Below are 26,894 nucleotides of genomic sequence, written 5' to 3'. Positions count from 1 at the left end.
AGGTTGAGGAGGTGATGGGCTCCGGCGGCCGCGGGGCCAGCCCGCGCCGGGCCGGGGGTGGCGCGATTTTAGGCGCACGCCCGGCCGCGCTTGCCCGCGCGGGCCCTTGGCAGTAAATTGGCTCCGTTGGCCAATCGTCTCCGCCTGCTCGCACGCAGGCCCCGGGGCACGAGGAAGCAACGCAGCGGAAGCACCACCGATGCGTTGTGTTTCCTTTCCGTGCAATCGACACCCAAGGAGAAAGAGCATGGCGAACCCGGCAGCGTTGAACCCTCCCCTGATACTGGCCCTGATCTGCGGATTGATCGCGGTGGCCTACGGCCTCTGGGCCCGCCGCTGGATCCTTTCCAAGGACCCGGGAAACCCCCGCATGCAGGAGATCGCCGGCGCCATCCAGGCCGGCGCGGCCGCCTACCTGGCGCGCCAGTACCGCACCATCGCCATCGTGGGCGTGGTGCTGGCCGTGCTCATCGGCCTGTTCCTCGATGCCATGACGGCCGGGGGCTTCGTGGCCGGCGCGGTGCTGTCGGGCGCCTGCGGCTTCATCGGCATGAACGTGTCGGTGCGCGCCAACGTGCGCACCGCCCAGGCCGCCACGCAGGGCATGGGCCCGGCGCTGGACGTGGCCTTTCGCGGCGGCGCCATCACCGGCATGCTGGTGGTGGGCCTGGGGCTTTTGGGCGTGACCGGCTTTTGCTGGCTGCTGGTGGGGCGCGGGCAGTTCACGCCCACGGCCGATCTGGCGGCGCTGCTCAACCCGCTGATCGGCTTTGCCTTCGGCTCCTCGCTGATCTCGATCTTCGCGCGGCTGGGCGGCGGCATCTTCACCAAGGGCGCGGACGTGGGGGCCGACCTGGTGGGCAAGGTGGAGGCCGGCATTCCCGAGGACGACCCGCGCAACCCCGCCGTGATCGCCGACAACGTGGGCGACAACGTGGGCGACTGCGCCGGCATGGCCGCCGACCTGTTCGAGACCTACGCCGTCACGCTGATCGCCACCATGGTGCTGGGCGCCCTCATGGTGACGGCCGCGCCGGTGGCCGCGGTGACCTACCCGCTGGCGCTGGGAGCGGTGTCCATCCTCGCGTCCATCGTGGGCTGCTTTTTCGTCAAGGCCTCGCCCGGCATGAAGAACGTGATGCCGGCGCTGTACAAGGGCCTGGCGATCGCGGGCGTGATCTCGCTGGGGGCCTTCTGGTTCGTCACCGCCTGGCTGGTGCCGGACAACGCCATCGCGGCCAGCGGCAGCCAGATGCGGCTCTTCGGCGCCTGCGCGACGGGCCTGGTGCTCACGGCCGCGCTGGTGTGGATCACCGAGTTCTACACCGGCACGCAGTATTCGCCCGTGCAGCACATCGCACAGGCCTCCACCACGGGGCACGGCACCAACATCATCGCGGGGCTGGGCGTGTCGATGCGCTCGACCGCCTGGCCGGTGCTGTGCGTGTGCCTGGCCATCCTGGTGTCGTATGCGCTCGCGGGCCTGTACGGCGTGGCGGTGGCAGCCACGGCCATGCTCAGCATGGCGGGCATCGTCGTGGCGCTGGATGCCTACGGCCCCATCACCGACAACGCCGGCGGCATCGCCGAGATGGCCGAAATGCCCGCCAGCGTGCGCGAGATCACCGATCCGCTGGACGCCGTGGGCAACACCACCAAGGCCGTCACCAAGGGCTACGCCATCGGCTCGGCGGGGCTGGCAGCGCTGGTGCTGTTCGCCGATTACACGCACAAGCTCTCGGCCTATGGCCAGGCCATCCGCTTCGACTTGTCGGACCCGATGGTGATCGTGGGCCTGTTCATCGGCGGGCTCATCCCCTACCTGTTCGGCGCGATGGCGATGGAGGCCGTGGGCCGCGCGGCGGGCGCGGTGGTGGTCGAGGTGCGCCGCCAATTCCAGACCATCCCCGGCATCATGGACGGCACGGGCAAGCCCGAATACGGCAAGGCGGTGGACATGCTGACCACCGCCGCCATCAAGGAGATGGTGGTCCCCAGCCTGCTGCCGGTGGTGGTGCCCATCGCCGTGGGCCTGCTGCTGGGGCCGAAGGCGCTGGGCGGGCTGCTGATGGGCACCATCGTGACCGGCCTGTTCGTGGCGATCAGCATGTGCACCGGCGGCGGCGCCTGGGACAACGCCAAGAAATACATCGAGGACGGCCACCACGGCGGCAAGGGCAGCGAAGCGCACAAGGCCGCCGTCACCGGCGACACCGTGGGCGACCCCTACAAGGACACGGCCGGCCCGGCGGTGAACCCGCTCATCAAGATCATCAACATCGTGGCGCTGCTGATCGTGCCGCTGGTGGTGCGGTTTCACGGGGGGTGAGCCCCCCCCCGGCACGGGCAATGGCGACAAGGCCAATCAACGAACCGCGAGGAGATCTAGGCAATGACGAACATCCGCAGCGCCTTGTGGATGTTCAGCTTGGGGCTTGAAGCGAATGCACAGCTTGCGAAGCAGGGAGCCTACATGGGCTTCACTTAATACCGCTATGTAGTAAACCTGTGGCGCATTCGCAGCGCATTGGCGCCATACGCGGCATCCGGATTGAAGACCGCCAAGGGCATGTCCCCAGCCAGACGATTTCCCGAATCGGATTACCTGACATCCGATCAGCTTCAGCAAGCGGTGCAATTGGCCCTTATTTAATAATTCCAGAATGGCGTGCTATTTTCCGGCGTGAAAGCAAATGCGATTTTCATCAAATCAAAAATCACAGGCACCCCTTTTATATAAAACCAGTTGATTTGACCAAAATGATCAACATCCACTCTAAATCTAGCCTTCCCATGATCAATTAGATAACTTACCTCTTCGACAAGCGGGGCCTCTTTTAGCTGCTCAGCAGACAATCGGGGATAGGGAAATGCCATAAATGAAAAATCGATCGGTTCACCAGCAATTTTTTGCGCAGGCACGATGACACGTCGCAACTGACTAGCAACATTTTCCCCACCCTTTTCCAACAGGTTTCCCTCAAGCCTTGGCGCCCAGAGAGCAAGAACATCAACGAGCTTAACTTCTGCCATTTTTTAACTCCCTTTTATGACCCGCTTTGTACATCAGCGCGCTACCTAAGGCACAGTAGAAGTTTGTGTTGCAGGTCTTGGATCGGTGTGGCAGCAAGCGCACTAAACAGTTCGTCCGCAGAGGCTAAAAACAGAAGCCCCCCAGGGACCCCACATCTTTAGCAGCTGGCAGGGATTGCTGGTGGCTTACTTAAGGAAATTACTACCCAAGCAATGACACCAAGGAAGCAATGACAAAAAACAGCGGAACCAAGGCACAGAGAACAACAAAAACTTTCTCTGTCACTCCTACCCTCGGAAAGATTTTTATTGCCACCATAAAAATCACTACAGCCACCCCCTGCATGGCAACCAATTCAATGAGAGTACCTCCATGGAGGTAATTTCCGAAATTAGTGAGAGACAAAACAACAGGGAAAGCGACAACTGCCACATAGTAGGCCATCTTGATAATTTGATTGCAGGCCATATTCACTCCCTGCAATTTTAGCCCACCACTCAACCCGATGGAATCAGACTGCGCATATCTTTCCAACCCTGGGACGCTCCCGATTCCAATTCTGGAAAGAGTAGCGTCGATGCGACTAAAACAGTCAAGATGAATACACGCAAGAGGGCGTAACGTCAAATATCCAGCGGCTAAAAAATAAGCCGCCCGCCCCTCCAAAGCCTTAGCAACTGGCAGGGGGTTGCGGGTGGCCTTTTTTAGATTAAAAAAGAAGCGGGCTACTGGCGCTTATGGGCATTAGATAGAGTGTTATTTATTTTGAAGCAATCCATTCTGATAATCGGATCCACAAAGGTTGGGTTTGGCTTCAGCTGGATGCACGATGCAACTCCACGTCACCTTACCTTGATCAAGCATAGGCTCTTGCAAAACAATCACCGCAAACTTGGTGCTTTGAATCATGATGGCCCCCCCCTGCTGTGACCCAACCAAAGTCGAATTTCATCGGGGCCAAGCCGGACGGTGGCGGCAATTGCAACGTACCGGCCTGTGGCACAGGTTTTCCAGGGGATGCTATTAACGCTTTAGCAATTTCAATCTTCAATGGCGAAGAATGACCAACAACCAAACCAACGTAATGGCGCGGCGTGACTTCAGCCACAGGACTGCAAGCGGCAACAAATGCAGCCATCAAAACCGTAGCCCTCATTCTCATCGTGTGCATGAGCATCCTGAATCCCCGTTTTGAAGTGCTTTATTGTACTGGTCAAGCAGTTGACGCGTAATCATGGCCTCAGCCTTTACATCCAATTGGCGATGCAAAACCCCAAGTGGATTTCCCGTCCTGACTCTTGTTATTGCCTTTCCGCCAATGACTTGATTGACAATGCAGTATTTCATGCGCCAAGGTTTGCAGCAAATCTCTTCGAATCATATCCTGACGCGTCGTATTCGCCCAGCAGATGGCCTTCGGCGTCGTACACGAAAATCGTCGTGCCACCGGCCAGTCCCGTGCTTTTTACTACTTATTTTGTAGCATTTCATTCTGATAATCAGATCCACAAAGATTAGGCTTGGCTTCAACTGGATGCACGACGCAACTCCATTTCACTTTACCCTGATCAAGGGTCGGTTCTTGCAACACAACCACTGTGTACTTGGTGCTTTGAATCACGATGGCACCGCCTGTTGTCACCCAACCGAAGGCGAATTCAGGCGTGCTAAAACCAGGTGTCTGCGGCAGTTGCAACGGACCTGCCTGCGGTACAGGCCTCCCAGGGGATGCTATCAACGACTTAGCAATTTCGGTTCTTAGCGAGGTGGTATGGGCCAAATATGATCCGGCCATATGTTTTGGCGTGTAATCACTTGGCTGATTACAACCCAACATAAGTATGCACAACAAAAAGGCTATGCAATTTTTTATTATTGAGAGCATATGCACCCCGCATCGCCGCTGCTCATTGCATCACGGAATTGCTTCAAAAATGCTGGGGTAATCATCGCATCAGCCTTTTCGTCAAGCTGTCGGTGGAAGTACCCCAATGGATTTCCCATTCGAAAGCTATTGCTCAGCAATCGACTGCCCAGTGCCTCGTTTACATGCAGCATCTCATGTGCAATTGTTTGCAACATGAGCTCGGATTGGTATGGACCCAGTTTATCAACTGGGGTGCTGCTATCGCCGTAGTCTCTCGAATTCAACGTAATATTGTTTCTCCAGTCGGTCATACCTGCACCGTTCTTACCCATGTCGGCCATCGTGATTGACCTCGCTAATTTTTCGAATTCACCGGGGTTAGCGCATCGAAGTGTTGCCACCGCTTTTCTGATTTCCTCATCCGTGGCCAAGCCCAGTCTATCGGTGTGAGACAGTGGATTCCCCCCAACATAAGTGTAAGTATTCATTCCGCCACCCAATCCAATAGGATCACTTTGCGCATATCTCCCCCACCCCGGAACGTAATCCCGATTCCAATTCTGGTGAATCCCCGACTCCACGTCATAGTACTGACCTGGAAAGCGCAGATTGAATACAAAGTCCGCCTGACCCGCAGGACTGCTCTCGGCTGCCGTGGTGCCGAACGGCTCGCTCATCCAACGCCAGCGCACCGTGTTGGCACGATCAACCACCACCCGCGGAGTATTCAAATGGTCTGCATGGATGTAGTAGACCTGTGGCGCATTCGCACCGGCATTGGCGCCATACGCGGAATCCGGAGTGAAGACCGCCAAGGGAATGTCTCCCAGCCAGACGATTTCCCGGATCGGATTGCCTGACGCGTCGTATTCGCCCAGCAGATGGCCTTCGGCGTCGTACACGAAAATCGTCGTACCACCGGCCAGCCCTGTGCTTTTTCGCACCCGCAGGCCGTTGTTGTCGTAGGTATAGCTGGTGGAGCCCTGCGCATTGGTTGCCCGAACCAGCCTGCCTTTCAAGTCGTATTGCAGCGCGAAGTTGCCATCCGACGTGGTGTTGCCCGCTGCGTCATAGGTCAGCGTGATCGCTGGCTTATCGATGGAGGCCAACTGGTTGCTTTTGGGCTTGAGGTTGTACCAGCTCGATACCCCGTTGTCCGAGGCCACGTTGATGCGGTTGCCTGTACCGTCATACATGTAAGTCCAGGTTCCTTGGGCGGTGCTCACCTGTGTCAATCTGCCCGATGCGTTGTAGCTGAACTGCTGATCCAGCGAGGGGGCCGATGAGCCGCTCGTTGCACCTGACATTGCACGGTAGTGGGTGTAGCCCGTGATACGGCCTGCCCCGTCGTAAGACACGTCACGCAGATACTCGCCCAGCGGATAGCGTATCAACCGGCCATGGGTGTCCATGACCCTGCTGTGCGCCAACGAGCCGCTGGTCATCGCCCAGTTCCAACTTTGCGGTGCACCGAAAGGTGCGTATCGCAGCCCGGTGATCAAGGAGATGGGCGTGCTGGAAGCATCTTTGCCGAGACCCAGGGTAACGGGCAAACCACCGCCATATCCGATATTCAGTTTGCGACCCGAAGGGTAGGTCATGCCGATCACGTTGCCCGCCGCGTCGTATTCGTAAAGCGTGGATAAGACAACGGCCTTCTGGTTGGCAGTCGAGTTCGGATGGAGCGTTTGCTGGGCCTTGGTCACACGCCCTTGGGCGTTGTAGGCATAGGTGGTCGTCCCTTCAGGGAAACTGATCGTGGTCAACCGACCGATACCGTTGGCGAAATCGCCACCCGTCTGGTCATAAATCCATGTGTAGCTTTGGCTTTGCTGCCCAGCCTGGCTGAAAGTGCTGCCGGTCAGGCGGTTGATGGCATCGTAGGTATGGGTGGCAAGCACGCCACGGCTGTCTTTGCTGGTCAGCAGGTTGCCCGCAGGGTCGTAACTCAGTTCGGTGCTACCGGTATCTGGGCTGCGCTGCTGTTTGACCTGCCCCAATCCGTCGCGGTCATACTGTGTCGTCAGGCCTATCGGGTCGAATACAGCGCTGACCTGGTTGCTGCTGTCGTAGCTGATGACGGTGCTGTTGCCGGATGGATCGAGAACTTTCTTGGTCCGCCCCAATGCATCGTATTCATTACTGGTTGCCAAAGCCAAGTCTGGGCTATCGGGTGCCTGAGTCACCACCGTCGGATGACCTTGAGCGTCATAAGCCAAGCTCACCACGGGTGTGGGCGAAACAGGCGGGCTGGGCAATGCCATCGGTGCACCCGCCACGGTGAAAGACAACGCATTGGAGTTGCTGGCAGAGACCGCTGCACTACCAGCATAGCTGGCGCTCAGGTGATGGGCGCCAGCCACGGCAAAGCTGGTTTTCAGCGTCGCAACACCGGCATTCAAGTTGGCCGTGCCCAAGGAGGCAGAGCCGTCCTTGAATGTGACGGTCCCTGTGGCCGTGGATGGGCTGATGGTGGCCCGCAGGGTGACGGCCTCGTTGGCGACGCTGCTCGAAGGGGCGGCGCCCAATGCCAGCGTGCTGGCAGTGGCGGTTGCCTTGACCGTCAGTTGCTTTGCCGAAGAGGTGCTGGCAGCGTAGGTGCTATTGCCTGCATATACGGCTGTGAGACTCTGCGTGCCCACCGTAGCGAACGTTGTAGCCAGGCTGGCCACGCCTGTGCTGTTCAGGGCGGCATTACCCAAGTTCGTGGCTCCCGCCATGAAACGAACCGTGCCCTTTGCGGCACTCGGTTTGATGGTTGCCGTGAGCGTGGTGGATTGCCCCACAGAGACGGTGGACGACGCGAGCGTTAAATCGCTCGTGGTTTTGGTCAAGGCCTGAGCCTGGGTAAACCATGGAACAAGGCACCAGCACAGGATGAAAAAAAGACGGCGCAAGAATGACCGCACAGGGGCTTTAAAAAGAGCGGCTGTATCCATCGAGGCCGGCTGAATCAATGCAAACATGTTGGGCGTCTCTTATTCCAAGCCGGTGGTCTTTTGCAAGCGGCCCACAGCGTCGTACATACGGGTGATTTGGCGGCTGAGAACGCCGGCAGGATCTTTGGTTTGCTGAGCGACACGGTTACCTGCGTTGTCCAGCGTGTAATCGATTCGGTTGCCCAGGTTGTCAGTAACGGCGGTCAGACGATGGGCAGCGTCGTACTCGAAGCCAATCCAATTAGCATCGGGACGCGTGGCCCGCGTCAACTGGCCTACGGCATCGTATGCATAAGTGGTTGTCTGACCCGCAACCGAAGTGCTCAACAGGCGCTGGCGCGCATCGTAGATATTGGCAGTGACAACACCATTCGGATCGGTAATCTGGGTGATCTGGCCTGCGCCGCTGTAGCTGTACAGGGTGACATGGCCCAATGGGTTGGTGACCTTGGTGGTGTTCCCCGCAATGTCGTAGCCGTAGGTCCATACTTTGCCGCGCGTGTCGGTCATGCTTGCCACCAAGCCTTGATCGTTGTATGTCCAACGAACGGTCCGGCTCTCGTTGCTCACAGCGTCAGTGATGGTTTCGCTGAGCTTGTTGCCCAACGGGTCGTAGGTGTATGCGGTGGTGCGGCCCGCCTCCGTGATCATGACCGGCAGATGCAGCGCTGGGTGCCACTGAGTCTGCGTGGTTTGTGCCAAAGGGGTGCTGGCTGCGCGGGTGATTTTAAGCAGCAAACGGCGTGAAACATCCCATTCAAAGGTGGTTTTGTTACCAAGGAAGTCCGTTTCCAGAATGGGCAGATTCAAACCATCGGCAAAACTGCGGCTGGCGACGGTAGCGCCTTCAAAGGGACCGCTCGCGCCTAGGGTGCGCACCGTGCCGTCGCCACCTTGGTAGTTCCAGGTTTGCACATTGCCACGCGGATCGGTGGTTTGAACGCTGCTTTGGTACAAGGCCCCATCGACACTGCCAGTGGTCAGGCTGCCCTTATCCGCACTATTACCTTCGGGGTATGTGACGCTATAGCTGAGTACACCCCCTGCGTGGCTGGTGGATGTGGCACGGCCGTCAGCGTCATAACTGAAGGTCGCATAGCGCCGTCCGCTCTCATCGTTGATGCCGGTCAACAAATCAGGATATTGAGCATTCTCATATAGATAGGATTTGCTTCGGTTGTCTGGATAAAGCACACCAAGGGGACGACCCGTGCCATGCAAGGTATATGCGATGGTCTGGCCATTAGGGGCCGTAACGCTTGCAAGATGGCCTTGAGCGTCATAGAAGAATTGCAGCTTGCGACCAAAGGCATTGGTCACCTGGGTCAACGCACCGCCTGCATAGCTGAGTGTCATGACCCACCCGTTGCGCTGCCCTATTTTGACGAGTACGTTACTACCATCGAATTGCCAATATGCATCGTCCTCCAGGCGAGTGATCCGCCATCCATCCGTATTTTGCTCCAAGCGGTATTCCCCGCTGTCGTTGACCCAGGGATCCGTTTTGGTATTTCGTGTGAACAGGGCCAATGTCCCGTTGCCGAATTGCGCATTGCGTTGGAAATCGCCGCCTACCAGCTGAGCAGAATAATTGTGTGACCAATAGCCTCCCCAACCTACGGGGACCTGGCTACCGCTGCTGCGATAAGTGCGGACAAGGCTTAAAGGGTGAGCGCTCTGGTCCTGCCAATCAGTTTCAACTTGAATTTTGGCGCCAGACACAGGGGCAACAGGATTGCCAAGCAACATCCCTGGATCCGCTCTGCAGATGGGAACATCTGTGACATTGATATCCATTTCTGTACTAACGTTATTGCAATCTCTGCAGATTGCTGTCAGGCGGGCAACCATCGGGCGGCGCGGGGGAATATAAGTAAATTTAAACCTCCCATTAATATCAGTTTTTCCACTGATCGATAAACCTCCAGGAACAGAAACTGTAACAAGCCAATTCTTGCCCGGCTCACCATTGGCTTTTACTGTTGCAGCCATTGATAATGATGGCCCCGCAGGCAAGACTTTTGTGGCCGCCGGACCATCAATACTGATGCTGAAGCTGCTTATACAAACTTGATATTCAGGCGAATAAACTGGGCTGCCTGGAGGGCAAACGCATGAGGCGTTATCTTCGCTGGGCATAAGGTGTGCAAAAGGCCCGTTGGGATACCACCCATAAGGACAAGATGCGGCGATCTCTTGTTCGCTTGCATATAGGTGCCCAGGACCATAAAATATGCATACCTTTTGATATGAAAAGCTACCGGGCAATAATTTATACGATTCATACCACCCTGGCCTCCACGCATTGGCATCAATGATCGACTGCTCACAAGCTTCGCCTGGCGTTGCGTGAAAGCCGGGAGGCCCCCAAAGAGGAGCCGGGGGAGCAGCTGCAACACACAGCGGCGAGAACAAGAAAAGAGACGTCAGGAGCAGGTACCGCCGGACATTTTTCAATCGCAAATTGAAAATCAGGACCAGCTTTTCAAGAAATCTCATTGTTTTTTCCAGCGAATTTCAAAAAATCTTTTTCAAATCGATAGCGCAGTCATGGCAAGCGCTTCAATGTCAAAGGTAAAGGTAAAAATGGGGAGCCCCTCAATGCCCCCACTTGCTTTCATCAGAGCGTGTTCCTGGCGCAACTCCACTAGGGAACCGCAGGGTTGATCAAATTCACGGAGTTGGTGCTGTCGGCAATTTTTATTGATGGGCCAGAGACCCTCAAGATCAAAAATTTGCACCAACACGCGTTGTCGCAATTTTAACTCCAAAACAATAATTCTATTGTTTCAAAGTCAAGTCAACCACGAAGTGGCCGGCGGACGCTGGACGAGCGCGTGCTGATCTCGGTCGCCGCGGGTATCGGCAGCGCCTACTGGATCGTCCAGCATGCGCCCGAAGCGAGCGTGAGGCTTGCCGAAGGCGGGAAACGCCGCATGGGTTCTGCCTGCAACCCAGCGGTGTTTTGGCTTTCGGCTGTGGTGTGATTCCCTTTATTGCCCGTTCACCAGCAGGCGCGTCGCCTCCGACGTCTTTACGCCGTTGGCATTGGCCGTGCGCACGACCAGACCCTTGTACCGGCCCGAGGCGACCAGCCAGGTGTAGCTGACGTTGGCCGTCGTCGCGCCGCCGGTCACCTCGATCTTGACCTTGCAGGCGGGAAACGTCCCGGCCAGCACGCTGACCGACTCTGTCGAATAGGTGGTGATGCTGGTCTGCGCCAGCGCGGGCTGCGTGGTCCCGCCGCTTTCCGTCGTGGTGGAATAACTGGCCGCGTAGGCCGTGTCCAAGGCAGGGTTCAGCGGTGCACCCGTATAGGCGTAGGGCGTGAAATAGCTGCTGGCCGTGGTGGTCGTGCCCTGAAAGAGATTGGAGACGGTCAAACCGTAGGTCTGCCGTACGTCACCGACAACGCTCGAATAATTGTTTTCGGTCGTGGTCATGACGCTGCCGCCGAAGGATACATTAACGGCGGCGTTGCTGTAAGTGGTGGTATTGACTTGGTTCACCAGGAACAGCCCGGTCCTGCCGCGAAAGCTCGCGCCATTCGACGTGGCGAATCTGCGTTGCTGGGTGGAAATGACCGTGGTGCCGTCGGTGTAATACACGTTGGCGTCGATCTGGGCGGTATTGCCGGCCACCGTGAGGACATGGCCGTCCTCGCCGCAATCGCTGGCGACGGTCGAAGGGGTGGTGGGCGTTGCGGGTGCCGTATCGCCTGGGGTAGGCGTCACGGGGGTGGTACCACCCGTGGTGCCGGTGCTGCTGTCGCCCCCCCCTCCGCCTCCGCATGCCGATAAAACGCACAGGGCGATGGCGCCGAATACCTTGGTGGTGGTTTTGGAAATTCCGAAAGAGCCAGAGATGTTGGAAAGATTTTTGGTTTCTGGACGATTCATGGTTGCGCGCAGGTTTTGGAAAGGCCCGTAGCCTATGCGAGGCGCAACCAATGACTGGAGCAATTTCACTCAGTTACATCTGCATGCCATTCAGCGCAACAAAACCCACGCGCCATTGAAATCAATTGGCAATTTCTCTAAAAATGCATTAGTGCTTCTATTTTTTACTTGGGCATGGCGCATGCCCAACAAATAGAGAATCACAACCTTGCATAAAAAGAAACCCCAACGGCGCGTCAGGCAGCGGTGCCTTGCCCGTGCGGTCGCAACCGCACCGGGCCGGAGCGCACCTCGATGGCCGCCTGCACCTCGCGCCGCAAGCCCATCGCAAAGCCCAGTTCGGCCGCCACGAACAGCGGCCCGACGATCAGGCCCGCCAGGTCGTCCACGAATGCCGGCTTGCGGCCTTCGTAGTAGTGGCCCACGAACTGGATGACCCAGCCCACCACGAACAGACCAAGCCCCGCGCCCAGCCACAGCGCCGTGGATTGCGCGGCCAGCCATTGGCCCACGGCCAGCATGGCGGCAAGCACCAGCGCCATGGTCACGCCGTAGCGCGCATCGAGCCGAAAATAGAAGACGCACGCTGCCAGCGCTGCCAGCAGCGCGAGCGACGCGGGCAGCCCGCCCAGCATCGCTGCGGGGCGAGACAGCAGCACCGTCACGGCCAGCATGATCATGGGCACGCCGATGAAATGGGTCTGGATGTTGCGCGGATCGCGGTGGTAGTCGGCATAGCCCGACAGGTGGTCGATCAGGGTTTTCATAGGGTGTCTCCGGGGTCTGTGCGTCGTCGCTGCGCGGAATAATCGCGCCAGTGCGGCCAGGGCGTCTGTCGGCCAGCCGACACAACGGGCCACGGCTGGGGGCCTCGAACACGCTCCGGGCATCGCCCTCTCCTCTTTCATGACCTCCCCCGCCGACCACCTGCCCACCCTGCGCTCCGGCCGCTGGTTCGCCGCGCTGCCCGCCGATCTGGCGCAGGCCCTGATGGCACGGGCCGAGCTGCGGTTGCTGGCCCCGGCGCAGGCCCTGTTTCTGCGCGGCGACGCACCGTGCGGGCTCTACGCCGTGGTGCGCGGCGCCATCGACATCTCAGGCGTGGGCGGACAGAGCGACAAGGCGCGCGCCTCGCTGCTCACACGGCTGGAGGCGCCGGCCTGGTTCGGCGAGATCGCGCTGTTCGACGGCTCGGTGCGCACGCAGCCACCCCGGCCACGCTGCTGCACGTGCCCCAGGAGCCGCTGCTGGCCCACCTGGCGCGGAATCCGCAGCACTGGCATGCGCTGGCCCTGCTGTTGACCGACAAGCTGCGCACCGCGCTGGTCGCCATGGAAGAGATGGCCCTGCTGCCCGCACCGCAGCGGGTGGCGCGGCGGCTGGCGCTGATGGCCGAAGGCTACGGCCAATGGACGGACGCGGGCCGGTCGCGGCGCGTGATCGCCCTGTCGCAGGAGGAGCTGTCGCTGATGCTGGCGCTGTCGCGCCAGACCATCAACCAGATCCTGAAAGACCTGCAGGCGCGCGGCCTGCTGCAGGTGCACCGCGGGGAGATCGAGGTGTGCGACCTGCCGGCGCTGCGCGCGGCGGGCGGCTGAGCGCAGGCCCCTCGACCGCTGCCAGCGTGCGGGCTTCGCGGGCGCCGCCCGGGCCCTGCTGGCGCACAATCCGCCCATGCAGCTCCACTACATCGCCAACGCGCCCGTGGCCTCGTCCTCCGGCCGCACCATCGCCGTGATCGACCCCTCCGACGGCCAGCCCTTCGACGAGATCCAGCGCGGCACCGAGGAGGACATCGACGCGGCGGTCCACGCGGCGCGACAGTGCCACGAGGCCGTGTGGCGCAAGCTGGCGCCGGTCGAGCGGGGCCGCCTGCTGATGCGCCTGTCGGTGCTGGTGTCCGAGCATGCCGAGGAGCTGGCCGCCATCGAGCAGCGCGACTGCGGCAAGCCCACCAAGCAGGCCCGGGCCGACGCGCAGGCGCTCGCGCGCTACTTCGAGTTCTATGCCGGCGCCTGCGACAAGCTGCACGGCGAGACCCTGCCCTACCTGGACGGCTACAGCGTGCTCACCTGGCGCGAGCCGCACGGCGTGACCGGGCACATCGTGCCGTGGAACTACCCGATGCAGATCTTCGGGCGCTGCGTGGGCGGCGCGCTGGCGGCGGGCAACGTGTGCGTGGTCAAGCCGGCCGAGGATGCGTGCCTGTCGCTGCTGCGCGTGGCACAGCTGGCCACGCAGGCGGGCTTTCCGGCGGGGGCCATCAACATCGTCACCGGCTACGGCCACGAGGCAGGCGACGCGCTGGCCCGCCACCCGGGCATCGACCACATCAGCTTCACCGGCAGCCCGCGCATCGGCACGCTGATCCAGCAGGCGGCGGCGGAGCGGCACTGCCCCGTCACGCTGGAGCTGGGCGGCAAGAGCCCGCAGGTGATCTTCGCCGACGCCGACCTGGATGCGGCGGTGCCGGTGGTCATCAACGCCATCGTGCAGAACGCCGGGCAGACCTGCTCGGCCGGCTCGCGCGTGCTGATCGACTCGCTCATCTACGAGCCGCTGCTGGAACGCCTGGGGCGTGCCTTCGAGGCCCTGCGCGTGGGCCCCGCGGCGATGGACCTGGACGTGGGCCCGCTCATCCGCCAGAGCCAGCAGCAGCGCGTGTGGGACTTCCTCTCCGATGCCCAGGTGGCCGGCATCCCGCTGGTGGCGCAGGGCACGGTGGTGGACGAGGCGCCCGAGACGGGCTTCTACCAGGCCCCCACGCTGCTGCGCGACGTGCCGGTGGACCACCGCCTGGCGCAGGAAGAGGTGTTCGGCCCGGTGCTCTCGGCCATGGCCTTCGAGGACGAGGACCACGCGGTGGAACTGGCCAACGCCACGCGCTTCGGCCTGGTGGCGGGTGTGTGGACGCGCGACGGCGCCCGCCAGTTCCGCATGGCGCGGCGCATCGCCAGCGGCCAGGTCTTCATCAACAACTACGGCGCGGGCGGCGGGGTGGAACTGCCCTTCGGCGGCGTGAAATCGAGCGGCCACGGGCGCGAAAAGGGCTTCGAGGCGCTGTACGGCTTCACCACCCTCAAGACGGTGGCCATCCGCCACGGGTAGCAATTGCTATTAAATAGATAGCAATATGCCCTAGTGAATATTGTGCTGGAGGCCTTTTCGGCTTCAAGCCCCCTGGATCAGCCCAGCGCGGTGTCCAGGATCATCATGATCACGAAGCCGATCATCAGCCCGCCCGTGGCCCAGGCTTCGTGTCCCTTGCGGTGCGACTCGGGAATGATCTCGTGGCTGATGACGAACAGCATCGCCCCGGCCGCAAAGCCCAGGCCCCAAGGCAGCAGGTGAGAGGAAAAGCCGATGACCGTGGCGCCCAGCACTGCGCCCAGCGGCTCCACCAGGCCTGACGCCATGCCCAGCGCCACGGCCAGCCAGCGCTTGTAGCCAGCGGCCAGCAGGGCCACGGCCACCACCAGGCCCTCGGGCACGTCCTGGATGGCGATGCCGGCCGTGAGCGTGCCGGCGCGCAGCGCATCGGCCCCGCCGTAGGCCACGCCGATGGCCAGGCCCTCGGGCAGGTTGTGCAGCGCGATCGCGAAGACGAACAGCCAGGTGCGCCGCAGCGTGCGCGGCGACGGGCCGCCCTCCACGCCCTTGATGAAATGCTCGTGCGGCAGCAGCCGTTCCATGACCAGCAGCGCGAGTCCGCCCAGCAGGATCGAGGTGCCGATGATGCCGCCCGCGCCCCAGGCCCCCGCGCCCGCCGACTGGGCCGCGGCAATGCCGGGAATGATGAGCGAGAACGAGCAGGCGGCCAGCATCACCCCGGCGCCGAAGCCGAACAGCGTGTCCTGCACCCGCTCGGACAGCCGCTGCGAGAACACCACCGGCAGCGTGCCCAGCGCGGTCGCCAGGGCCGCCACCAGTCCCCCGTGCCAGGCCTGCTCCACGCGCGGGTTGTCGGCCAGGAATTGGAAGAACTGCCGGCCCAGCACCAAGACGCCGGCCAGCACGATGGCCACCCCCAGCCATCTGCGCATGCGCCAGCCGGTGCGTCCGGTGAGTGTGTCGTCAGCGTTCATGTGCGAGGCCTTGGTCGGAGGGTGGATCGATGGGTCGGAAACGGGGAGCGCCGTCAGAACGAAGAATCGCTGCGGCCGTCCCCGGGCGTCAACCGCGGGCCTTCGCGTAGCGGCGGGCCACTTCGGCCCAGTCCACGACGTTATAGAACGCGGCGATGTATTCCGGGCGGCGGTTTTGGTACTTCAGGTAGTAGGCGTGCTCCCACACGTCCAGGCCCAGGATGGGCGTGTTGCCCGACAGCAGGCCTGCCATGAGCGGGCTGTCCTGGTTGCCGCTGCTCTCCACCGCGAGCTGGCCGCCAGGCGTGACGGACAGCCAGGCCCAGCCGCTGCCGAAGCGCGTGAGCGCGGCCTTGGTGAAGGCCTCCTTGAAGGCGTCGAACCCGCCCAGCTCCGCATCGATGGCCTGCGCCAGCGCGCCGGAGGGCTGCCCGCCGCCGCCCTGGCCCGCCGGCGCCATCACGGTCCAGAACAGGCTGTGGTTGGCATGCCCGCCACCGTTGTTGCGCACGGGCGCCTGCAGCTTCTCGGGCAGTGCCTGCACCTGGGCCACCAGCGCCTCGATGGACAGGTCGGCCTGCGGCGTGCCTTCCAGCGCGGCGTTCAGGTTGTTGACGTAGGTCTGGTGGTGCTTGGTGTGGTGGATTTCCATGGTCTGCGCATCGATGTGGGGTTCGAGCGCGTCGTAGGCATAGGGCAGAGCGGGAAGCGTATGGGGCATGGTTTTCACTTTCTAAAAAGGGAGCGGAAACGGGTGACCGGGCGACCTGGGAACGGGCTCTGGACGGCGGCTCGCCCAGAAAACCCTGGCTTTAGAAATGATAATTATTTTCATTCACCACAATGATTGCACGGTTTTGCGCAGGGTTTTGTGGGATTTGCGCCTGCCATGCACGCGCCACGCCGTGGTGTCGCTCTTTTTCCACCGAGTGGAAACCCTGAATATTCCCCCTGCCGTTCCCCCGCAGAATGTTCGGGTCCCAAAGCGCACGGGGGTCATGCCGGCCTTTTCGGGAGGGAGCGTTACATCGTCCAGGACGATTCATAAAACAAAGGAGGGTTGCGATGAAAAGCACGTCAGTTCCGCCCGCGCCGTCGGCCAGCACCAGCACCAGCACCTGCGCCGCCACACCCATCACCCTGCCCCCGACCTTGCCGCCCAGCCCCTGCTGCTGCGACAGCGATCCGGTGGCCGGGCTCCAACAGCTGTTCGTGGACTATTTCCAGGGCAAGGGCATGGCGGCGGGCCGCGACCCGGCCACGCGGCCTGTGTTCCTGCGCCTGCACGGCGTGGCGCATGGCCAGTTCACCATCGATCCGAATCTGCCGCCCGAGCTGCGGGTCGGCGTGTTCAGACAGGCACCGCAGTACCCGGTGTGGGTGCGCTTCTCGGCCGACGTGCAGCCCAGCAACCCCGACCTCAAGGGCACCACGGGCATCGCGATCAAGCTGTTCGGGGTGCAGGGGCGCAAGCTGCTGGAGCCCGATCAGGACGCCACCACGCAGGACTTCATCCTGCAGAACCACGACGTGTTCTTCACCGACACCGCGCGGGACATGTGCGAGTTCACCTGCGAATCGCTGCACGGCCGGGGCGATGCCTACCTGAAGGCACACCCCGTCACCGCGCAGATCCTGAACGACATGGAAAAGACGGTGGACTCCGTGCTGGCCACCGACTACTGGAGCGTGCTGCCCTCCTGCTTCGGCCAGGGCCGCTTCGTCAAATACAAGATCGAGCCGGTGCAGGCGCCGCCGGCCGACGCGCCGCCGGACTTCGACGACCCGTTCTACCTGCGGGCCGACCTGCATGCCCGCCTGCGCAAGGGCCCGGCGCGCTTTCGCTTCCTGTTGCAGTTCCAGACCAACGACCACGACATGCCACTCGACGCCGCCACGGTGCGCTGGAGCGAGCAGGCCAGCGTGCCGATCGAAGTCGGCATCCTGGAGCTGCCCCAGCAGGACCTGGACGCCCGCGGCCAGTCGGGCTACGGCGAAAACCTGGCCTACAACCCCTGGCATGCCCTGCCCGAGCACATGCCCATGGGCAGCATCGCCGAGGCGCGCAAGGCCGTGTACCGGGCCTCGTCCGAAAACCGCCGCAACGTGAACGGCGTGCCGCTGGGCGAGCCCGTGGTGCCCCGTCCCGCGCAGTACGCGCCCGGCGTGGACTACCCCGCCGCGAAGGACACGCGCATCGTGCGCGCCGCCATCCACCCGGCCATCGGCATCGCCCGGGTGGGCAACAGCGAGACGGCGTTCTACCTGGGCCCGCAGGTGGTGAACCCGCCACCGCAGCCCCAGGGCTTTTACCGCGATGCCACCGGCGCGCTCAAGCGCGAGGCCGCGCAGTTTCGCATCTACGGCTACAACACCGCGGGCGACGTGGTGCGCGAGCTGACCGCCGACTGGGCCGACATCGAATGGTCCGTGCACGTCGCCAACAGCAAGGCGGCCTGGTACCAGTGGCAGATAGCGCTCGACATTCCGGAGGCGGCCAAAACCCAGCTGCCGCTGCGCAACGCCAAGAACGCCGCGCGCGACACGCTGGTCATCGACGCGGGCGTGCAGCGCATCGCCGGCCGCAACGCGGCGCCGGTGCCCTGCACCGGGCAGTTCACCGGCGTGCCGGTCAAGATCGGCGAACTGCAGACCGACGCCAGCGGCCGGCTGGTGTTCCTGCCCGGCCACGGCGTCTCAGCCTCGCCCACGGGCAGCCCGATCTTCAACCCCGCGGACGGCGACTCGTTCATCAACGCCGACGGCTGGTACGACGACACCTGCGACGGCCCGGTCTCGGCCACGGTGCGCATCGAGGGCCAGGACATCCCGGTGGAATCCGCCTGGGTGGTGACCGCCCCGCCCAACTACGCCCCGCAGGTCAAGACCCAGCGCACGCTGTACGACCTGCTGCAGGACCTGTACGTGCAGGCCGGCTGGCTGCCCGCGCCGGCCACGATCTCGTTCGCCGACGACGTGTACCCCATCCTGCAGCGCCTGTCGGGCCTGCAATGGGTGAACCAGGGTTTCGCCACCCTGTTCGGCCACCAGGGGCAGTACGACTTCGAGAGCCCCGCGCTGATCGAGCGGCTCTCCGCCCTGCCCCCTGCAGGCGGCTACGACCCCAACGCCGAACTGCGCCGGCAGGTGTTCAACAGCTTCCGCCCCCCCAGCCCACCGGACGGCAACCAGATGCCCTGGCCCTGGCTGTACGGCGATGCGATGACGGTGCCCGCAGGCCAGAGCCCGCGCCAGAACGCCAGCATCAGCCAGACGCAGAGCAATGTGCTGGCGCGCTGGGTGCAGGGCGACTTCGTCTCCGACTGGGATGCCGGCCGCCAGCTGCCAACCAGCATCGACGCGGTGCCGCTCGCGCAGCAGCCCGCCACGCTGGACCAGGCGGCGCTGGAGTTCTGCCTGGCCGACGCCTTCCACCCCGGCTGCGAGATGACCTGGCCCATGCGCCACCTGACGCTGTACAGCCGACCGTTCCGCATCCGCCAGCGCCCGGCGGGCACGGCCGAGCCGAGCTACGGGCCCACGCTCGACCAGGCCACCGCGCTGTCGGCCCAGGGACCGCTGTATGCCCAGGGGCCCGGCGACATCAACCGCTGGATGGGCCTGCCCTGGCAGGCCGACACGGCCTACTGCCGGGCAGGGTACGACACCGCCTACGACCCGTTCGCGCCCACCTTCTGGCCGGCCCGCGTGCCCAACCACGTGCTGACGGCCGAGGACTACGCCATCGTCGTGGACCCGCAGCAGCCCATGGCCCGGCGCATCGAGGCGTTCTCCAACCGCACCAGCTGGAACAAGCCGCTGCACGGCACCACGGCGGGGCAGATGGAGGAGATGGTGCGCATCTTCGGATCGATGGGCCTCGTGGAAGTGCGCCCAGGCGTGCCGGACGATCCGGCCTTCCCGGCGCAGATGATGGTGGCGTCGTACGGCCCCGATGTCGCGGCCGCTGATGCCGCCAGCCTCAGCGACGCCGCGCTGGCCGCGCAGACCCGACTGCTGGGCGCCGCCGCCATCGAGGGCGACGCGGCCGATGCCACCGCCCCCATCTACCCGAAGGCACGCCCGCTGCCGCACGGCGCCAATTTCGGCTCGCACGCCGAAGCGCAGAACGCGCCGCTGCCGGTGCGCCGCCGGCCGCCGGGCGGCTGAGCGCGTGCCCCGCCCGGAGACCGCTGCGCAGGCGTTCGACGTGGCCATCGCCGGCGGCGGTCCCGCCGGCGCGGCCTGCGCCATTCCCCTGGCTCGCGCCGGGCTGCGCGTGCTGCTGGCCGATGGCGGCGGCGAGCGGGCCTTTCGCATCGGCGAGGGCCTGCCGCCGCCCGTGCGCAGCCTGCTGGGGGAACTCGGCGTGCTCGACCGCGTGCTGGCGGACGGCCACCGCCCCAGCTACGGCACGCTGGCCTACTGGGGCGGGCTGGCCAGCCACGCCAACGACACCCTGCGCCAGCTGCATGGCAATGGCTTGCAACTGGACCGCGTGCGCTTCGACGCCACGCTGCGGGCGGCCGCCAGCGAGGCGGGCTGCACGGTCGCGCTTTCCACCCACCTGCAGTGCGACGATGCACAGGGCGCCGACCCCGCCGGCAGCACCGGCACCGCCTCGGCGGACCCGCAGGAGGCATCCGGCCCGTTGCACCGGCTGCAGCTGCGCCGCGCGGGCGAATCCCTGTCGCACGTGACGGCACGCTGGCTGATCGACGCCAGCGGCCGCATGGCGACCCAGGCCTGTCGGCTCGGCGCGCGCCGCCGCCACTACGACCGGCTGCTGGCCTTCTACCAGCGCCTGCGCACCGACAGCCGCACCGACCTGGACGGCCGCACCTGGGTCGAGGCTGTCGAAGACGGCTGGTGGTACAGCGTGCTGCTGCCCAGTGGCGAACGCGTGGTGGCCTTCCTGGGCGATGCCGACCTGCTGGACCGCCGCACCCTGCTGGACGACGACGGCCTGTGGCATCACCTGCAGCACACCACCCACCTGGGCGCGCTGTGCGCCGAGCACGGCTATCGCCCCCACGGCGCGGTGCAGGGCGCCGATGCCTGCAGCGCCGAACTCGATCGTGCGGCCGGCGAGCGCTGGCTGGCGGTGGGCGACGCCGCCCTCGCCTTCGACCCGCTGTCGTCCAAGGGCATCGGCAACGCGCTCTACACCGGAATGCGCGCGGCACAGGCGGTGCTGGCGCACGGGGCGGGCGACCTGCAGGCGCCGCAGCGCTATGCCGACCATCTGCGGGACATCCACCGGGTGTACCGCAAGCAGTTGCAGGGCTTCTACGCGATGGAAACGCGCTGGCCCGGTGCCGCCTTCTGGGCGCGCCGGCAGACGAGCCACCCTGTCGCGCAGGGGGCAGTGCCGGGCACGCCGGGCGGGAAAGCGGTGGCTACACTGCCTTGGCCGCCCGCGCAACCAACGGCCACCGGCCGCGAGAGTCCATCCAACGGAATCCCGCCACCGCCCTGGTGAAAATTGCGCAGGCAGCTATCGAAAACATAGCGCCATCGGAGGCTTCATGCGCGTGCAAGGCAAATCCATCATCGTCACCGGCGCCGGCAACGGCATCGGCGAAGGCATCGCCAAGCGGCTCGCGGCCGAGGGCGGCCGGGTCATCGTCAACGACATCCAGGCCACCGGGGGCCAGCGCGTGGCGGCCGAGATCCGCGCGGCGGGCGGCACGGCGGACTTCTTCGCCGCCGACGTCACCCGCTCTAGCGACATGAAAGCCCTGGTGGACGAGGCCGTGCGCCTGCATGGCCGGCTCGACGTGGTCGTGAACAACGCCGGCTGGACGCACCGCAACCGCCCCATGCTGGAGGTGAGCGAGAAAGAGTTCGACAAGGTGTATGCCATCAACGTCAAAAGCCTCTACCTCTCGGCCATCCACGCCGTGCCGGCCATGCGCGCCAACCCGGGCACAGCGGGCGGCAGCTTCATCAACATCGCCTCCACCGCCGGCCTGCGGCCCCGCCCGGGCCTCACCTGGTACAACGGGTCGAAGGGCGCGGTCATCACCACCAGCAAGTCGATGGCGGCCGAACTGGGCCCCGACAACATCCGCGTGAACTGCATCAACCCGGTGTTCAACCCCGACACGGGCCTGGCCGCCGAGTTCGCCGGCGGGCCGGTGGACGACGCGCGCCGCGCCAAATTCCTCGCCTCGATTCCGCTGGGGCGTTTTTCCACCGCGCTCGACGTGGCCAACGCGGCGCTGTACCTGGCCAGCGACGAAGCGGCCTTCGTGAGCGGCGTGTGCATCGAGGTGGATGGCGCCCGCTGCGTCTGATCGCTGACGGCCGACAGCGGCGCGGCCCATTGCGCCGATAACCCTACCGCACCCCATGCGGCAAAATCCGCCCATGGCTGAACGTGTCATCCCCCTGGTGGACCAGCGCATCGCTGCGCTGCGCCCCGCCGTGCCGCAGGGCCTAGCCGGGATTCCATCGGGATGGCTGACCGACACGCTCGGGCGCCCGCTGCGGGATCTGCGCATCAGCGTGACCGACCGCTGCAACTTCCGCTGCGCGTACTGCATGCCCAAGGAGGTGTTCGACAAGGACTACCCCTACCTGCCGCACAGCGCGCTGCTCAGCTTCGAGGAAATCACCCGCCTGGCCCGCAGCTTCGTCGACCACGGCGTGCGCAAGATCCGGCTCACCGGCGGCGAGCCGCTGCTGCGCAAGCACCTCGAAAACCTCGTCGGCATGCTGGCGCAGCTGCGCATGCCGGACGGCACGGCGCCCGACCTCACGCTGACCACCAACGGCTCGCTGCTCGCGCGCAAGGCGCAGGCGCTCAAGGACGCCGGGCTGAACCGCCTCACGGTGAGCCTGGACAGCCTGCAGGACGCGGTGTTCCGGCACATGAACGATGTGGACTTTCCGGTGGCCGAGGTGCTGGCCGGCATCGACGCGGCACAGGCTGCGGGGTTTGCGCGCATCAAGGTCAACATGGTGGTCAAGCGCGGCACCAACGATCACGAGATCGTGCCGATGGCGCGGCACTTTCGCGGCACCGGCGTGACGCTGCGATTCATCGAGTACATGGACGTGGGCGCCACCAACGGCTGGCGCATGGACGAGGTGCTGCCATCCGCCGACGTGATCGAGCGGCTGCAGGCCCACCTGCCCCTGGTGCCCCTGCCCGAACAGGCCCCCGGGGAAACCGCCCGCCGCTGGGGCTACGCCGATGCCACCGGGCGCCACGACCCGGCGCTGGGCGAGGTGGGCGTGATCGGCAGCGTCACGCAAGCGTTTTGCGGCGACTGCAACCGCGCCCGCCTGTCGATGGAAGGCAGCCTCTACCTGTGCCTGTTCGCCACCCAGGGCTGGGACCTGCGCAGCCTGCTGCGCGGCGGCGCCACCGATGCCGACATCGCCGCCGCCATCGCCGGCATCTGGAACGGCCGCGGCGACCGCTATTCGGAACTGCGCAGCAGCCTGCCTGCGGACACCGGCCAAGGCGCGCGGCGGGTGGAAATGAGCTACATCGGCGGCTGACGCATGGATGACGCCACCCGCATCACCGGGCTGGTGCTGGCCGGCGGCCAGGGCACGCGCATGGGCGGGCAGGACAAGGGCCTGCAGCCCTTCCAGGGCGTGCCGCTGGCGCTGCATGCGCTGCAGCGGCTGCGTTCCCAGGTCGGCCCGCGGCTGGTCAGCGCGAACCGCCACCTCGACCGCTACGCCACCTTCGGCGTCCCGGTCGTGACCGATGCCGAGCCCGGCCACGCCGGACCGCTGGCGGGTTTTCTGGCCGGCCTGTCGCGCTGCGAAACCCCGTGGCTGCTCACCGTGCCCTGCGACACGCCGCTGTTTCCGCCCGATCTGGCCCGGCGCCTGATGGCTGCGGCCTGTGCCATGGACACGGCAGGCGGTCCTGCGGATCTGGCCATCGCCGCCGCGCCGCAAGCCGATGGGCCGACAGCAGCCGATGCCCACCATACAGCCGCGCCCCTGCGCACGCAGCCGGTGTTCTGTCTCCTGCGGGCCTCGCTGCGGGAGTCGCTCGCGCAATTCATGGTGGGCGGCGGCCGCAAGATCGGCGCCTGGATCGCCCAGCACCGGTGCGCGGTGGCCGCCTTCGACCAGCCCGGCGACGACCCGCTCGGCTTTTGCAACGCCAACACCCTGGCCGAACTGCACGCGCTCGAACGCGCGCTCGCCCCATGACCCCTGCCCCCTTCCGGATCGACGTGCTCGGCACCGCGCACCTGCATGCCTACAAGGCCCTGCGCGACGAGGCGCTGCGCTGCGCGCCCGAGGCCTTCACCTCCGACCACGCCAGCGCGGTGCTGCGCCCGGCCCAGTCGTATGCCGAGCGCTTCGGCGCGCCTGCCACGGGCACCTTCTTCCTCGGGGCGTTCGCCGCGGACGGCCAGTTGCTGGGCAGCATCGGCTGCGAGCGCGAGGCCCGCCTGCAGCAGCGCCACTGCGCCAGCGTGGTCGGCATGATGGTGGCGCCGCACGCGCAGCGCGGCGGCGTCGGGCGCGCACTGGTGCAGGCCTGCGTGCAGCTCGCCGAACAGGTGGCCGGGCTGGAACAGCTGGTGCTGACCGTCACCGCCGCCAACACCCACGTCGTGCGCCTGTACGAGCGCGCGGGCTTTCGCGCCTGGGGCCTGCTGCCGCGCGCGGTGGTCATCCAAAGCATCGGGCACGACAAGCTGCACATGGTGCGGTGGCTGCCGGCCTCCCCTCTTTTTTCTGCCGCATGAAGACCCTTGCACAGATCGCCGCCGACCTGCCCGGCTACGACGCCCACGCCCTGGGTGCCGAGGCCGTCACCGCCTTCCTCGAACAACTGGTGCAGCCGATGGCCGGCACCGAAACCGTGGCGCTGTCCGCGGCGCTCGACCGGGTGCTGGCCTGCGACCTCGTCTCGCCCATCAGCGTGCCGCCGCACGACAACTCGGCCATGGACGGCTATGCGTTCGACGGCTCGGCATTGCGCGCCGGCCAGCCGCTGTCGCTGCGGGTGGCCGGCACCGCCCTGGCCGGCCGGCCCTGGACGGGCCGTGCCGCGCCCGGCGAATGCGTTCGCATCATGACGGGCGCCGTCATGCCGCCAGGGCTGGACACGGTGGTGCCGCAAGAGCTGGCCACCGTGCAGGGCGACACCGTGCACCTCGCAGCCGGCGCGGTGCGGCCCGGCGACCACCGGCGCCGCGCGGGCGAAGACCTGGTGCAGGGCGGCGTGGCGCTGGCCCGTGGCGAGCGGCTCACCCCCGCCGCGCTCGGCCTGGTGGCCAGCCTGGGCCTGCCCACGGTCACCGTGTTCCGCCGCCTGCGCGTGGCGTGCTTTTCGACCGGCGACGAGTTGCTGATCCCGGGCGACGCCCCTCGCGAGGGCGCCGTGTACGACAGCAACCGGTACGCCCTCATCGGCCTGCTGGCCCGGCTGGGCGTGGAGCCGATCGACCTGGGCGTGGTGCCCGATTCGCCCGCGCAACTCGAAGCCGCGCTGCGCCAGGCAGCACGGCAGGCCGATGCCGTGATCACCAGCGGGGGCGTGAGCGAAGGCGATGCGGACCACCTGCGCTCCACGGTGCAGCGGCTGGGCGACGTAGCGTTCTGGCAAGTCGCCATGCGGCCCGGCCGGCCGATGGCGGTGGGGCGGCTGCGCAGCGAGCACGCCTCGGGAGTGGATGCCCAAATGGCCTCCAGTGCAATCAATACCAGGGCATACAGCTATGAAAATAATAGCAAACCTATTTCAACCAGCGAGACCCTCTGGTTCGGCCTGCCCGGCAATCCTGTCGCCGTGATGGTGGCCTTCCTGGCGTTCGTGCGGCCTGCGCTGCTGAGCGCCATGGGCTGCACCCGCGCGGCCCCGCCGCTGCTGCGCGCGGTGAGCACCGAGCCGCTGCGCAAGAAGGCCGGCCGCACCGAGTACCAGCGCGGCATCGTCAGCACCGCGCCGGATGGATCGCTGCAGGTCCGCACCACCGGCCACCAGGGCTCGGGGGTGCTCCATTCGATGGTGCAGGCCAACGGCCTCATCGTGCTGCACCCGCCCCGGGGGCCAGTGGCCGCGGGGGAGACCGTGGACGTGATGATGTTCGATGGCGCGCTGTGAAATGCCTGCCAGCCCGGTCCCACAGTCTGGCGGCGCATGCGCCGAACGCAGTGCCTGCGGGCACAGGCCTATGCTGACAGACAGGTTCCCCCGCCAACCCCGCCGGGCCAACCCACGCCCTCCCTATAACAACATGACAAGGACCCCATCGCCATGACCTATTGCGCCCGCCACCTCGAACAGCCCCCCGCCCGCGAAGACGTGGACCGCCTGGCCGGCGCCACGGTGTTGGAGTTCGGAACGCCCTGGTGCGGCCACTGCCAGGGGGCGCAGCCGCTCATCCAGGCCGCGCTGGAGGGCCGGGACGATGTGGCCCACGTCAAGGTCGAGGACGGACCGGGCCAGCGACTAGGCCGCAGCTTCGGCGTGAAGCTCTGGCCGACCCTCGTCTTCCTGCGCGACGGCAAGGAGGTGGACCGCGTGGTGCGGCCGCAGGGGCCGGAGCCGCTGCAGGCCGGCCTGCAGGCGATCACGCCCGGGGCCTGACGGACGCAGACCTGGCGGACGCAGGCCTCGACGGCGGCTTCAGCCGCGCCCGAGCGCCTTGTCCACCCCTTTGTTGGCCAGGGCATCGGCGCGCTCGTTGCCCGGGTCGCCCGCATGGCCCTTCACCCAGCGCCAGTCGACCACATGGCCGCCCTGGGCCACCAGATCGTCCAGCCGCTTCCACAGCTCCACGTTCTTGACCGGCTGGCCGGCGGCCGTGCGCCAGCCCTTTTTCTTCCAGCCCTGGATCCACTCGGTGATGCCCTTGCGCACGTACTGGCTGTCCAGGAACAGCGTCACCTCGCACGGCCGCTTGAGCGCGCCCAAGGCCTCGATCACCGCGAGCAGCTCCATGCGGTTGTTCGTCGTGCCCAGCTCCCCGCCGAACAATTCCTTTTCCAGCGCGCCCGAACGCAGCACCACCCCCCAGCCGCCAGGGCCCGGATTGCCTTTGCAAGCCCCGTCGGTATAGATCACAACCTGATTCAAAAACG

At 64.8% G+C, this 26,894-nt stretch carries 22 protein-coding genes and 1 pseudogene; 12 read left to right on the top strand and 11 right to left on the bottom strand.

The window, feature by feature from the left end; genetic code table 11:
- The first annotated feature begins 247 nt into the window (after positions 1-247).
- Positions 248-2,329 (top strand): sodium-translocating pyrophosphatase, encoded by a 2,082-nt coding sequence (locus M5C96_RS10575; RefSeq protein ID WP_272569019.1) that lies wholly within the window; start codon positions 248-250, stop codon positions 2,327-2,329.
- Positions 2,330-2,649: 320 nt separating this feature from the next.
- Here M5C96_RS10575 and M5C96_RS10570 read toward each other — a convergent pair whose 3' ends face one another.
- From M5C96_RS10570 to M5C96_RS10545, 6 genes are all read right to left on the bottom strand, one after another.
- Positions 2,650-3,033, bottom strand: coding sequence for a hypothetical protein (locus tag M5C96_RS10570; RefSeq protein WP_272569018.1), 384 nt, complete (start codon positions 3,031-3,033; stop codon positions 2,650-2,652).
- 202 nt (positions 3,034-3,235) lie between these two features.
- On the bottom strand, positions 3,236-3,502 hold the full coding sequence (locus M5C96_RS10565; RefSeq protein WP_272569017.1) for a hypothetical protein: 267 nt from the start codon (positions 3,500-3,502) through the stop codon (positions 3,236-3,238).
- Between the two features lie 388 nt (positions 3,503-3,890).
- A complete protein-coding gene (locus M5C96_RS10560; RefSeq protein WP_272569015.1) occupies positions 3,891-4,211 on the bottom strand; it encodes a hypothetical protein in 321 nt (106 codons plus the stop codon).
- A gap of 291 nt (positions 4,212-4,502) precedes the next feature.
- Positions 4,503-4,814 carry a hypothetical protein gene (locus M5C96_RS10555; protein ID WP_272569014.1) on the bottom strand — a complete coding sequence of 104 codons (312 nt, stop codon included), beginning with the start codon at positions 4,812-4,814 and terminating at the stop codon, positions 4,503-4,505.
- 92 nt (positions 4,815-4,906) lie between these two features.
- Positions 4,907-7,867, bottom strand: coding sequence for an RHS repeat domain-containing protein (locus M5C96_RS10550; RefSeq protein WP_272569012.1), 2,961 nt, complete (start codon positions 7,865-7,867; stop codon positions 4,907-4,909).
- Between the two features lie 12 nt (positions 7,868-7,879).
- Complete coding sequence (locus M5C96_RS10545; protein WP_272569011.1) at positions 7,880-10,339, bottom strand: DUF6531 domain-containing protein; 2,460 nt, start codon at positions 10,337-10,339, stop codon at positions 7,880-7,882.
- 338 nt (positions 10,340-10,677) lie between these two features.
- Here M5C96_RS10545 and M5C96_RS10540 point away from each other — a divergent pair, with 338 nt between their 5' ends.
- Positions 10,678-10,827 (top strand): hypothetical protein, encoded by a 150-nt coding sequence (locus tag M5C96_RS10540; protein ID WP_272569009.1) that lies wholly within the window; start codon positions 10,678-10,680, stop codon positions 10,825-10,827.
- Positions 10,828-10,833: 6 nt separating this feature from the next.
- Here M5C96_RS10540 and M5C96_RS10535 read toward each other — a convergent pair whose 3' ends face one another.
- Positions 10,834-11,739, bottom strand: coding sequence for a hypothetical protein (locus M5C96_RS10535; RefSeq protein ID WP_272569008.1), 906 nt, complete (start codon positions 11,737-11,739; stop codon positions 10,834-10,836).
- A 236-nt stretch (positions 11,740-11,975) separates the two neighbouring features.
- Positions 11,976-12,506, bottom strand: a complete 531-nt coding sequence (locus M5C96_RS10530) for an Mpo1 family 2-hydroxy fatty acid dioxygenase (protein ID WP_272569007.1) — start codon at positions 12,504-12,506, stop codon at positions 11,976-11,978.
- Positions 12,507-12,645: 139 nt separating this feature from the next.
- Between M5C96_RS10530 and M5C96_RS10525 the strand changes: the two are divergent.
- Positions 12,646-13,337 (top strand): annotated as a pseudogene (locus M5C96_RS10525) (Crp/Fnr family transcriptional regulator).
- 76 nt (positions 13,338-13,413) lie between these two features.
- A complete protein-coding gene (locus tag M5C96_RS10520; RefSeq protein WP_272569006.1) occupies positions 13,414-14,847 on the top strand; it encodes an aldehyde dehydrogenase family protein in 1,434 nt (477 codons plus the stop codon).
- A 77-nt stretch (positions 14,848-14,924) separates the two neighbouring features.
- On the opposite strand, the gene M5C96_RS10515 is transcribed toward M5C96_RS10520, so the two are convergent.
- Positions 14,925-15,824: a ZIP family metal transporter gene (locus tag M5C96_RS10515; protein ID WP_272569005.1), complete on the bottom strand. Its 900-nt coding sequence runs from the start codon at positions 15,822-15,824 to the stop codon at positions 14,925-14,927.
- Between the two features lie 88 nt (positions 15,825-15,912).
- The gene (locus M5C96_RS10510; RefSeq protein WP_272569004.1) at positions 15,913-16,545 is read right to left on the bottom strand and encodes a superoxide dismutase; all 633 of its coding nucleotides are present in this window, start codon (positions 16,543-16,545) and stop codon (positions 15,913-15,915) included.
- A gap of 344 nt (positions 16,546-16,889) precedes the next feature.
- Between M5C96_RS10510 and M5C96_RS10505 the strand changes: the two genes are divergently transcribed.
- The 8 genes from M5C96_RS10505 to M5C96_RS10470 all read left to right on the top strand — a co-directional run bounded on the left by M5C96_RS10505 (position 16,890) and on the right by M5C96_RS10470 (position 26,400).
- The gene (locus M5C96_RS10505) at positions 16,890-19,994 is read left to right on the top strand and encodes a LodA/GoxA family CTQ-dependent oxidase (RefSeq protein WP_272569003.1); all 3,105 of its coding nucleotides are present in this window, start codon (positions 16,890-16,892) and stop codon (positions 19,992-19,994) included.
- A 4-nt stretch (positions 19,995-19,998) separates the two neighbouring features.
- Positions 19,999-21,306 carry an FAD-dependent monooxygenase gene (locus M5C96_RS10500; protein ID WP_272569002.1) on the top strand — a complete coding sequence of 436 codons (1,308 nt, stop codon included), beginning with the start codon at positions 19,999-20,001 and terminating at the stop codon, positions 21,304-21,306.
- A 46-nt stretch (positions 21,307-21,352) separates the two neighbouring features.
- On the top strand, positions 21,353-22,123 hold the full coding sequence (locus tag M5C96_RS10495) for an SDR family oxidoreductase (protein WP_272569001.1): 771 nt from the start codon (positions 21,353-21,355) through the stop codon (positions 22,121-22,123).
- A gap of 73 nt (positions 22,124-22,196) precedes the next feature.
- On the top strand, positions 22,197-23,336 hold the full coding sequence (gene moaA / locus M5C96_RS10490) for a GTP 3',8-cyclase MoaA (RefSeq protein ID WP_272569000.1): 1,140 nt from the start codon (positions 22,197-22,199) through the stop codon (positions 23,334-23,336).
- Between the two features lie 3 nt (positions 23,337-23,339).
- Positions 23,340-24,008: a molybdenum cofactor guanylyltransferase MobA gene (mobA, locus tag M5C96_RS10485; protein WP_272568999.1), complete on the top strand. Its 669-nt coding sequence runs from the start codon at positions 23,340-23,342 to the stop codon at positions 24,006-24,008.
- Entirely contained in the window at positions 24,005-24,553 is a 549-nt protein-coding gene (locus M5C96_RS10480) for a GNAT family N-acetyltransferase (protein ID WP_272568998.1), read from the top strand. Before mobA ends, M5C96_RS10480 begins: the two co-directional genes overlap by 4 nt.
- A complete protein-coding gene (moeA, locus tag M5C96_RS10475; protein ID WP_272568996.1) occupies positions 24,550-25,914 on the top strand; it encodes a molybdopterin molybdotransferase MoeA in 1,365 nt (454 codons plus the stop codon). Before M5C96_RS10480 ends, moeA begins: the two co-directional genes overlap by 4 nt.
- 153 nt (positions 25,915-26,067) lie before the next feature.
- The gene (locus M5C96_RS10470) at positions 26,068-26,400 is read left to right on the top strand and encodes a thioredoxin family protein (protein ID WP_272568995.1); all 333 of its coding nucleotides are present in this window, start codon (positions 26,068-26,070) and stop codon (positions 26,398-26,400) included.
- Between the two features lie 39 nt (positions 26,401-26,439).
- Here M5C96_RS10470 and rnhA read toward each other — a convergent pair whose 3' ends face one another.
- The gene (gene rnhA, locus M5C96_RS10465; protein ID WP_272568994.1) at positions 26,440-26,889 is read right to left on the bottom strand and encodes a ribonuclease HI; all 450 of its coding nucleotides are present in this window, start codon (positions 26,887-26,889) and stop codon (positions 26,440-26,442) included.
- Positions 26,890-26,894 lie beyond the last annotated feature (5 nt).

The sequence above is a fragment of the Acidovorax sp. GBBC 1281 genome, assembly GCF_028473645.1.
Taxonomy (GTDB): Bacteria; Pseudomonadota; Gammaproteobacteria; order Burkholderiales; family Burkholderiaceae_C; genus Paracidovorax.
The sequence above is the reverse complement of the archived record's forward strand: the minus strand, read 5'-3'. Positions and strand labels throughout refer to the sequence as shown.

What these genes read in the sequence shown, in the direction of transcription:
- M5C96_RS10515 (WP_272569005.1), bottom strand. Translation starts at nt 15,824, where the DNA reads ATGAACGCTGACGACACACTCACCGGACGCACCGGCTGGCGCATGCGC.
- M5C96_RS10470 (WP_272568995.1), top strand. Translation starts at nt 26,068, where the DNA reads ATGACCTATTGCGCCCGCCACCTCGAACAGCCCCCCGCCCGCGAAGAC.
- moeA (WP_272568996.1), top strand. Translation starts at nt 24,550, where the DNA reads ATGAAGACCCTTGCACAGATCGCCGCCGACCTGCCCGGCTACGACGCC.
- M5C96_RS10505 (WP_272569003.1), top strand. Translation starts at nt 16,890, where the DNA reads ATGAAAAGCACGTCAGTTCCGCCCGCGCCGTCGGCCAGCACCAGCACC.
- M5C96_RS10570 (WP_272569018.1), bottom strand. Translation starts at nt 3,033, where the DNA reads ATGGCAGAAGTTAAGCTCGTTGATGTTCTTGCTCTCTGGGCGCCAAGG.
- M5C96_RS10535 (WP_272569008.1), bottom strand. Translation starts at nt 11,739, where the DNA reads ATGAATCGTCCAGAAACCAAAAATCTTTCCAACATCTCTGGCTCTTTC.
- M5C96_RS10510 (WP_272569004.1), bottom strand. Translation starts at nt 16,545, where the DNA reads ATGCCCCATACGCTTCCCGCTCTGCCCTATGCCTACGACGCGCTCGAA.
- M5C96_RS10530 (WP_272569007.1), bottom strand. Translation starts at nt 12,506, where the DNA reads ATGAAAACCCTGATCGACCACCTGTCGGGCTATGCCGACTACCACCGC.
- M5C96_RS10550 (WP_272569012.1), bottom strand. Translation starts at nt 7,867, where the DNA reads ATGTTTGCATTGATTCAGCCGGCCTCGATGGATACAGCCGCTCTTTTT.
- moaA (WP_272569000.1), top strand. Translation starts at nt 22,197, where the DNA reads ATGGCTGAACGTGTCATCCCCCTGGTGGACCAGCGCATCGCTGCGCTG.
- M5C96_RS10545 (WP_272569011.1), bottom strand. Translation starts at nt 10,339, where the DNA reads ATGAGATTTCTTGAAAAGCTGGTCCTGATTTTCAATTTGCGATTGAAA.
- M5C96_RS10520 (WP_272569006.1), top strand. Translation starts at nt 13,414, where the DNA reads ATGCAGCTCCACTACATCGCCAACGCGCCCGTGGCCTCGTCCTCCGGC.
- M5C96_RS10560 (WP_272569015.1), bottom strand. Translation starts at nt 4,211, where the DNA reads ATGCTCATGCACACGATGAGAATGAGGGCTACGGTTTTGATGGCTGCA.
- M5C96_RS10480 (WP_272568998.1), top strand. Translation starts at nt 24,005, where the DNA reads ATGACCCCTGCCCCCTTCCGGATCGACGTGCTCGGCACCGCGCACCTG.
- M5C96_RS10565 (WP_272569017.1), bottom strand. Translation starts at nt 3,502, where the DNA reads ATGGCCTGCAATCAAATTATCAAGATGGCCTACTATGTGGCAGTTGTC.
- mobA (WP_272568999.1), top strand. Translation starts at nt 23,340, where the DNA reads ATGGATGACGCCACCCGCATCACCGGGCTGGTGCTGGCCGGCGGCCAG.
- M5C96_RS10495 (WP_272569001.1), top strand. Translation starts at nt 21,353, where the DNA reads ATGCGCGTGCAAGGCAAATCCATCATCGTCACCGGCGCCGGCAACGGC.
- M5C96_RS10575 (WP_272569019.1), top strand. Translation starts at nt 248, where the DNA reads ATGGCGAACCCGGCAGCGTTGAACCCTCCCCTGATACTGGCCCTGATC.